We start from the raw sequence: 7,915 nt of genomic DNA on the forward strand, positions 1-7,915 counted from the left end.
CAACAGGCCGTCTGAAACGGTGTGCAGGGCGCACCTGTTTCAGACGGCCTGAACCTTTACCAAGCCCCGGGTTCAAACACGGTTCAAAGCAGAGGCATCACAGAAAGCGCAGACGCATCAGACAGACAAGCGGTCAAGAAGCGGCTTGCGAAAAAATATGCCAAAGATGGAGATTTTTCAAAAGTCCCGGCAGCTTTTCCTTTGACAGCCCCTATTTCCCGCATTATTCTGTTGCCTTAATCCTTTCCTTTACCCCATTATGAACGTAACCCCAATCCGCCGCGCCGTGTATGCCGGCAGTTTCGATCCGCCTACGCTCGGCCATGTTTGGATGATTCGTGAAGCGCAAGCCTTGTTTGATGAGCTGATTGTTGCCGTCGGTGTCAATCCGGAAAAACAGAATACCTACACCATCGAAGAGCGGCAGGCCATGCTCAAAGCCGTGACCGCCGAATTTCCCAACGTGAGCATCACCGTATTTGAAAACCGCTTTTTGGTGCATTACGCCCGTGAAGTCGAAGCACGCTTTATCGTGCGCGGCATCCGCACCGCAGGCGACTATGAATACGAACGTTCCATGCGTTATATCAACAGCGATTTGGCCCCGGAAATTTCCACCGTATTTCTGATGCCCCCACGCGAAATTGCCGAAGTATCTTCCACCATGGTCAAAGGCCTAGTGGGCCCCGAAGGCTGGCGCGACATGATCCGCCGCTATCTACCGGAAGATGTTTATCAGAAAATTCTGAGCAACCACCAACAAGAGGACTGAATCCGCCGTCTCAGAAAGATGCCGAACCTGTCCGATTTCTGATGCACGTTAGTGATGTTTCAAACAACCCGAGACCTTTGCAAAATATAAACACACCAACCAAAGCGGTTAATTGGGTTATCGATTAACCATTTTGCCTTTTTAAGCACTGTTCCCATCCCTATTTTCCCTCTGTCAGGACGTGTTTCCTACCTTTAACAGGTTTAAGCTCACCCCTTTCAAATGGCTTTGCGCCCATACTTTCCGCAAGCCAAAATAACACACCCGTTTACAGCCGAATTTACGGTGCAAAGTCCCCCCAAGGTTTATCCAACCGCATAACGGTTTTCCGACAGCTGCTTGTCTTCTTCCGTTAAAGATTTGCCTCTGTGCGCTTTGCGCATAATACCAACAGGCCGTCTGAAACGGTGTGCAGGGCGCACCTGTTTCAGACGGCCTGAACCTTTACCAAGCCCCGGGTTCAAACACGGTTCAAAGCAGAGGCATCACAGAAAGCGCAGACGCATCAGACAGACAAGCGGTCAAGAAGCGGCTTGCGAAAAAATATGCCAAAGATGGAGATTTTTCAAAAGTCCCGGCAGCTTTTCCTTTGACAGCCCCTATTTCCCGCATTATTCTGTTGCCTTAATCCTTTCCTTTACCCCATTATGAACGTAACCCCAATCCGCCGCGCCGTGTATGCCGGCAGTTTCGATCCGCCTACGCTCGGCCATGTTTGGATGATTCGTGAAGCGCAAGCCTTGTTTGATGAGCTGATTGTTGCCGTCGGTGTCAATCCGGAAAAACAGAATACCTACACCATCGAAGAGCGGCAAGTGAAAACTGCCTTCTTTGCAGATGCGCCCGGTTGACTGCCGCCATCGCCCTTATCGGCACAAACACAAGATGATAAGACCCGTATCTTTTCATGTACACAATCCGACCCTGCCGGCAAAAACAAAAATGAAGCAAATAAGTTCAAGCATTTGTAAAACAATTGATGAATAAGGAATTATCCTATAACGGTTTTAGAGTTTGAGTGCCTCCTTAGACTAATAGGGGAAAAACCCTGCAATGAAAAAACAAGTAAACAATCCGAAGCTTTAAGCCTTTTGAATTCAGGCGGCTTAAAGGTTCGGACTAAAAACGTCCATTGAAAGCCAAAAACAAACCTAAAATGCTGATATCCGGTGCACTGATATGGAAACTGATAGTCATTACATTCGATATGTATCGCAAAAGCGAAATTTACAATCCTGGACGGTACAACCTGTTTAGCATTTTTACAAAAAAACAAAGCTGTTTTTGCCTGAATGTCAGACAAAAACAGCTTAAACCGCTTGCGCTTTGCGAAATACGGCATTTAAATATCTTTTAAATCAGGAGCTTGAAAATTTCTGAAAATTATCGCTTTACGTGCGTAGCAGTATCTTTTGTATTAACGGATAAGTTTGGGGAATTTAGTCGGCAAACTGTTTTTTCATTCGCTCACGACGTTCTTGCGCTTCAACAGACAATGTTGCAGTCGGGCGTGCCAGCAAACGTTTCAAACCGATCGGCTCACCGGTATCGGCACAGAAACCATAGCTGCCTTCATCAATACTGCGAATGGTCGCTTGCACTTTTGCCAACAATTTTCGTTCGCGATCGCGCGTGCGCAATTCTAAAGCGTATTCTTCTTCTTGCGTTGCACGGTCGGCAGGATCAGGGGCGGATTCGTGTTCTTGCAAATGGCTGGTGGTAACTGTTGCATTTTGAATCAGCTCATCTTGCATCTTGACAAGTAAGGCTCGGAAGAAGGCCAATTGGTCGGCATTCATGTAATCATCTTCCGGACCATCCCAGTTTAAAATGTCTTGTTCTGTCAGCTTTGACATAATAATTTCTTTCTCCAATAATTGGAAACTTTTGTTTCTAATCAGCAAGTATTTATTTTTTATTAGTTTTTTGGAATACTGTGCTTTTAAAAAAGCCGTATCATAACATGTTTTTTTCAGTGCGTTACACCCGTCTGCCCGCTTTGCACTTTTTTGCATTTAGACAACCTGTTTTTAGTTGCTGCATCTAGCGAAATTCCACTCAAACCCTGCCGATTGGAGCGGCTGGCCTGGCTTTAACGCAATAACCACAAATTGACGCTGCTGGCGAGCTTGGGCAGGAAGCCAACCAAAAAAAACCATAACACCAATGCCGCCACACTGCCGGAAAAGTCGTAGCGGCCAACACGCAGGAATGCAAACGGGCGCGAAACCGGTTCGAAAATGCGCTGTAAAACCACCATCAGCGGCGAATACGGATTGTTAAAGCTGAGCAGCATGCGGATAATCAGGCCGAACAGTAAAACATAAGCCACGGCTTTCAGCATGCCGATGAGTGCAAAAATAAAATTCGCCGCCATGATTCGGCCACCAATGCTGCCGGGCAGCTCCACCCACGTCACCACCATATAGATAGTGTAATACACCAGTAATCCGGCCAACAGGCAGGCCGAATCCTGCCGGCCTGCGGACGGCACGGCTTTACGTAAAGGCTTAACCAGACACTCGGTGGTTTGGCGGCAAAACACGGCCAGCGGATGGGTGCTATCCAGCTTCGCCCAATGCAGCAGGTACCGCGCCACCATCACAATCACCAAACTATCGGCCAGCAATAACAGTAAATCGGCTTTCATTTTTTCAGACAGCCCCGAATTGTTGCGAGATTTCTCGCGAACGGGCGACACAGGCGGCGACTCCTTCCTTGATCGATTCGGCCACGGCGCGTTTGTCGAACACATTGTAGGCTTCTATGGTAGTACCGCCTTTAGACATTACGCTTCGGCGCAATTCTTCAAAAGAAGCGCCGCTTTGTTCGGCCAGTCCGACTGCACCTTTGAATGTGGCCAAGGTTAGGCTGCGGGCTTGCTCGGCATCGAAACCTTGTGCCAATGCGGCTTCTTGTAACGCATTAAGCAGGTAAAACACATAGCCGCTGCCACTGCCGCTGATACCGGTGATGGCGTGTATTTGGCTTTCATTGTCGAGCCACACGGTTTGGCCGACGGCGCGCATGATGTTGTCGGCAGTTTGCCTGTCTGCTTCGCCGGCCTGCCAGGCGGCATACATACCGGTAATGCCCAAACCGATTTTACTCGGCACATTGGGCATGGTGCGTACAATGCGGCGGTTGCCGTGAAGGTAGCGGCTTAAAGTTTCGATGTTCAAGCCGGCGGCGACCGACAACACCAATGCGCCGTTGGTCTGTATATGTTTACACGCCGCCTGCATATCTTGCGGTTTGACAGCCAACACCAACACGTCGTTTTCGGTCAATGCCGGTAATTTTTCCGATGCGGCCACACCCAATTCTTTCGCCAAGCGTTCACGCTTTTCCGCACCACGGTCAGCCACATGCACCCGATAACCGCCCTGCTTCACTAAACCGCCAGCAACCGCGGCGGCCATTTGGCCGCCGCCTAAGAAAAATACGTTCATATTTCTGCCTTTCTTTACGTTCTCTATAAATATATTGTAAGGCTGTCTGAAAAAATCAGGATGGCCTCTGCAGATAAGTTTCATTTACTGTAATCGCGCCGGCCGAAAATCGCACTACCAATGCGCACATGCGTTGCACCGCATTTTACGGCAATCCGCATGTCGCCCGACATCCCCATCGACAACACATCGGCCTTCACGCCCGCCATGTTCATCTCGGCCAATAATTCCTGCATGATGGAAAACTGTCGGCGCAATTCATCGTCACTGCTGTCAGCCTTGGCGACACACATCAAACCGCGTACCTGAATATTCGGCAACTTAGCCACTTCCACTGCCAAGCCCGCTGCTTCTTCGGGTTTTACCCCGTGTTTGGCTGCTTCACCTGAAATGTTCACTTCAATACACACTTGCAGCGGCGGCATTTCAGACGGCCGTTGATTACTGATACGTTGCACAGTTTTCAAACGGCCTACGGTATGCAGCCAATGCGCACGCTCGGCGACGTATTTGGTCTTGTTGGATTGCACGTCGCCGATGATATGCCACACGATATCGGGCAGATCAGCAAGGGTTTGCGTTTTGTCATACCATTCCTGAATGTAGTTTTCACCAAAATCGCGCTGGCCGGCCGCATACACTTCGCGGATGTCTTCGGACGGAAAGGTTTTGCTCACCGCCACCAGCTTCACCGAATCTTTCAGACGGCCTGCTTCTTCTGTCGCACGGGCAAGGCTGCTCAAAACGGTTTGATAATGTTGTTGCAATCCCGACATGATTCTTTCCTTTATCCGGCCATTATGCGGCCTTTTTGCAAAATTTACTTGGTTGAACGATATTATGCATTTAAAATGAACTGATTTACTATTCTAAACCAATAAGGCCACATTATGCAGATTACAGACTTACTGGCATTCGGCGTGAAGAACAAAGCGTCCGACCTTCACTTAAGCTCAGCAATGTCTCCGATGATTCGCGTTCACGGCGACATCCGCCGCATCAACCTGCCGGAAATGGACGCCGAAGAAGTCGGCACGATGGTGACTTCGGTAATGAACGACCACCAGCGCAAGCTTTATCAGCAGGATTTGGAAGTCGATTTTTCGTTTGAATTGCCCAATGTCGCGCGCTTCCGTGTGAACGCATTTACCACTGAGCGCGGCCCTGCAGCGGCGTTCCGTACCATTCCTAGCAGCGTATTGACCCTGGAAGAATTGCGTGCGCCGCGCATTTTCCAAAAGATTACCGATAATCCGCGCGGTTTGGTATTGGTGACCGGCCCGACCGGTTCAGGCAAATCAACCACTTTGGCGGCGATGATCAACTACATCAACGAGACCCAACCGGCGCACATTCTTACCATCGAAGACCCGATTGAGTTTGTTCACCAAAGCAAAAAAGCCCTGATTAACCAGCGCGAACTGCACCAACACACCCACAGCTTCCACAATGCGCTGCGCTCCGCACTGCGTGAAGACCCTGATGTAATTCTGATTGGTGAGATGCGCGACCCCGAAACCATCAGCCTGGCCTTGACCGCTGCCGAAACCGGCCATTTGGTGTTCGGTACACTGCACACCACCGGCGCGGCCAAAACCATTGACCGTATCGTCGATGTGTTTCCGGCAGGAGAAAAAGAAATGGTGCGTTCCATGCTTTCCGAATCGCTTCGTGCCGTAATTTCGCAAACTTTATTGAAAACCCGTGACGGCAATGGCCGTGTGGCGGCACACGAAATCCTGATTTCCACGCCTGCCGTGCGCAACCTGATTCGCGAAAACAAAATCGCCCAAATCCAATCCGCACTGCAAACCGGCCAAGCACACGGCATGCAAACACTTGACCAAGCCCTGCAAAACCTGTTGCGCCAAGGCACCATCACTCAGGAAATAGCGCGCAGCAAAGCACAAAACAGCGATCAAATGATTCTTTAATCTATTTTTTCAGACGGCCTGCCTGATTAGGCCATAAGGCCGCCTGAAAAAGATAATGGAAAAAAAATGAACGATAACAACACTTTACATGGCTTGCTTTCCGAAATGGTGCAGGCATATTCGCAAAAAAACCAAGCCCCGCATATCCCGACACCGGCTGAAATCGGCACGCATCTGCATCCCTTACTCGACCGCATGTGTGATGAGGCCGAAGGCCGCAAAGCGTCCGATATTTTCATCAGTGCCGGTTTTCCGCCATCGATCAAAGTGAACGGCGTATTAACCCCTGTTCCCCACAAAGCCTTGAGTGCTGAAGAAACCGCGCAAATCGCCGAATCCACCATGAACCCCGAACAGCTGGCCGTCTTCAACCGCGAATGGGAGCTGAACTATTCCGTGCAATCGCGCAGCAACACACGTTACCGTGTGAATGCATATCACGAGCAAGGCCGCGTCGGTTTGGTGTTGCGCCGCATCAGCCAAGAAATCCCCGAAATGGAAGCCTTGGGTTTGCCGGAAAAGACCAAAGATTTGGCAATCGCCACGCGTGGCCTGCTGATTTTAGCCGGGCCGACCGGTTCGGGTAAATCAACCACCATGGCTTCCATGCTCAACTACCGCAACAACAAAATGCCCGGCCATGTGGTCACCATTGAAGATCCGATTGAATTTATCTATAAACCGCGCCGCTGCATTTTCACCCAACGCGAAATCGGCATTGACACACCCGATTGGAAAACCGCTATTCAAAATGCCATGCGCCAAGCACCTGATGTCGTGTGTATCGGCGAAGTACGCAGCGGAGAGAGCATGGAATACGCCATGCAATTGGCGCAGACCGGCCACTTGTGCGTGTTCACCATCCACGCCAACAACGCGTCGCAAACTATCGAGCGCATCATCAACTTCTACCCTGAAGAGCGTCAGAAACAAGTGCTGATGGATTTGGCTTTGAATCTCACCGGCATCATCAGCCAGCGCTTGGTGATTCAAAAAGACCGCACTATGCGCACCGCCGCCATTGATTTGCTGATCAACACGCCTGCCATGCAGGATTTGATTTTCAAAGGCGAACTGATGGAAATCCGCGGCCTGATGAACCGAGCTTCAGGTGACGGCATGCAAACCTTCGACCAGCATTTGTTCACTCTTTATACCCAAGGCTACATCGAATACGACGAAGCCTTGCGCCAAGCCGATTCCGCCAACGATTTGCGTTTGCGTATCCAATTTCACGAAAAAGGCAGCGAACCGGAACGCTTGTTTGACCGCATAAGCGATTTGAATTTGATGTAGTCATCAGGCTGAAACACAGGCAAAACAGGCCGTCTGAAAGATTAAACCGCTTTCAGACGGCCTGTTTGTTTCCTATCGGCTCATATACTGAGTTTTCTCTAATAAATTCATTCTAAACCGAATTTAGCCTACAATGGCCGTTTCAAACACACCTTTCAGTTGAACAACCAAGCCCACTTGTTTGTTTTACCCTCCGACATTGTTTGGAATTTTGGGGCTGTATTAGATCAGCCTTAAATACCACACTAAAACAGCAAGACTTTAAGCTGCCCTTTTGGTGCGCCAAAATTAAAACGAAATTCACATTCCTTCAGGAATAAAGGGAAAGGTTTCTGTTCTATTTCCGTAGAATTCGCTTTGCCTGATTCCGGAAATTTTCAATACCATCAATGTGGTTTTGACGGCCTGCAAAAAGCCCTGAACGATTGATTCGGTTAAGTAAACCCACTGACAGCCAACAC

Annotated in this window: 8 protein-coding genes and 2 pseudogenes; 4 read left to right on the top strand and 6 right to left on the bottom strand. The window is 49.4% G+C overall.

Going from position 1 to position 7,915, the window contains the following annotated elements; translation table 11 throughout:
- Positions 1 to 259 precede the first annotated feature (259 nt).
- The gene (coaD, locus tag C7N83_RS12070; RefSeq protein ID WP_170064907.1) at positions 260 to 772 is read left to right on the top strand and encodes a pantetheine-phosphate adenylyltransferase; all 513 of its coding nucleotides are present in this window, start codon (positions 260 to 262) and stop codon (positions 770 to 772) included.
- A gap of 305 nt (positions 773 to 1,077) precedes the next feature.
- Here coaD and C7N83_RS17125 read toward each other — a convergent pair whose 3' ends face one another.
- Entirely contained in the window at positions 1,078 to 1,236 is a 159-nt protein-coding gene (locus tag C7N83_RS17125) for a hypothetical protein (RefSeq protein WP_170064908.1), read from the bottom strand.
- Between the two features lie 183 nt (positions 1,237 to 1,419).
- Between C7N83_RS17125 and C7N83_RS12085 the strand changes: the two are divergent.
- A pseudogene (locus C7N83_RS12085) lies at positions 1,420 to 1,587 on the top strand (adenylyltransferase/cytidyltransferase family protein); the annotation flags it as partial.
- A gap of 624 nt (positions 1,588 to 2,211) precedes the next feature.
- On the opposite strand, the gene dksA reads toward C7N83_RS12085, so the two are convergent.
- From dksA to C7N83_RS12110, 4 genes are all read right to left on the bottom strand, one after another.
- Positions 2,212 to 2,628 (bottom strand): RNA polymerase-binding protein DksA, encoded by a 417-nt coding sequence (dksA, locus tag C7N83_RS12095; protein WP_106742945.1) that lies wholly within the window; start codon positions 2,626 to 2,628, stop codon positions 2,212 to 2,214.
- Between the two features lie 236 nt (positions 2,629 to 2,864).
- The gene (locus C7N83_RS12100; RefSeq protein ID WP_245911224.1) at positions 2,865 to 3,473 is read right to left on the bottom strand and encodes a YggT family protein; all 609 of its coding nucleotides are present in this window, start codon (positions 3,471 to 3,473) and stop codon (positions 2,865 to 2,867) included.
- Complete coding sequence (gene proC, locus C7N83_RS12105; protein ID WP_106742936.1) at positions 3,427 to 4,224, bottom strand: pyrroline-5-carboxylate reductase; 798 nt, start codon at positions 4,222 to 4,224, stop codon at positions 3,427 to 3,429. Before proC ends, C7N83_RS12100 begins: the two co-directional genes overlap by 47 nt.
- 80 nt (positions 4,225 to 4,304) lie before the next feature.
- Positions 4,305 to 5,000 carry a YggS family pyridoxal phosphate-dependent enzyme gene (locus tag C7N83_RS12110; RefSeq protein WP_106742937.1) on the bottom strand — a complete coding sequence of 232 codons (696 nt, stop codon included), beginning with the start codon at positions 4,998 to 5,000 and terminating at the stop codon, positions 4,305 to 4,307.
- Positions 5,001 to 5,114: 114 nt separating this feature from the next.
- Here C7N83_RS12110 and C7N83_RS12115 point away from each other — a divergent pair, with 114 nt between their 5' ends.
- Together C7N83_RS12115 and C7N83_RS12120 are read left to right on the top strand one after the other, a co-directional pair.
- Positions 5,115 to 6,158 (top strand): type IV pilus twitching motility protein PilT, encoded by a 1,044-nt coding sequence (locus C7N83_RS12115; protein ID WP_106742939.1) that lies wholly within the window; start codon positions 5,115 to 5,117, stop codon positions 6,156 to 6,158.
- 66 nt (positions 6,159 to 6,224) lie between these two features.
- Positions 6,225 to 7,454: a PilT/PilU family type 4a pilus ATPase gene (locus tag C7N83_RS12120; protein WP_106742944.1), complete on the top strand. Its 1,230-nt coding sequence runs from the start codon at positions 6,225 to 6,227 to the stop codon at positions 7,452 to 7,454.
- A 245-nt stretch (positions 7,455 to 7,699) separates the two neighbouring features.
- Here the strand turns inward: C7N83_RS12120 and C7N83_RS16310 are convergent.
- Positions 7,700 to 7,915: pseudogene (locus C7N83_RS16310) on the bottom strand (IS1595 family transposase); the annotation flags it as partial.

The sequence above is a fragment of the Neisseria iguanae genome (assembly GCF_003013245.1).
Classification (GTDB): domain Bacteria; phylum Pseudomonadota; class Gammaproteobacteria; order Burkholderiales; family Neisseriaceae; genus Neisseria; species Neisseria iguanae.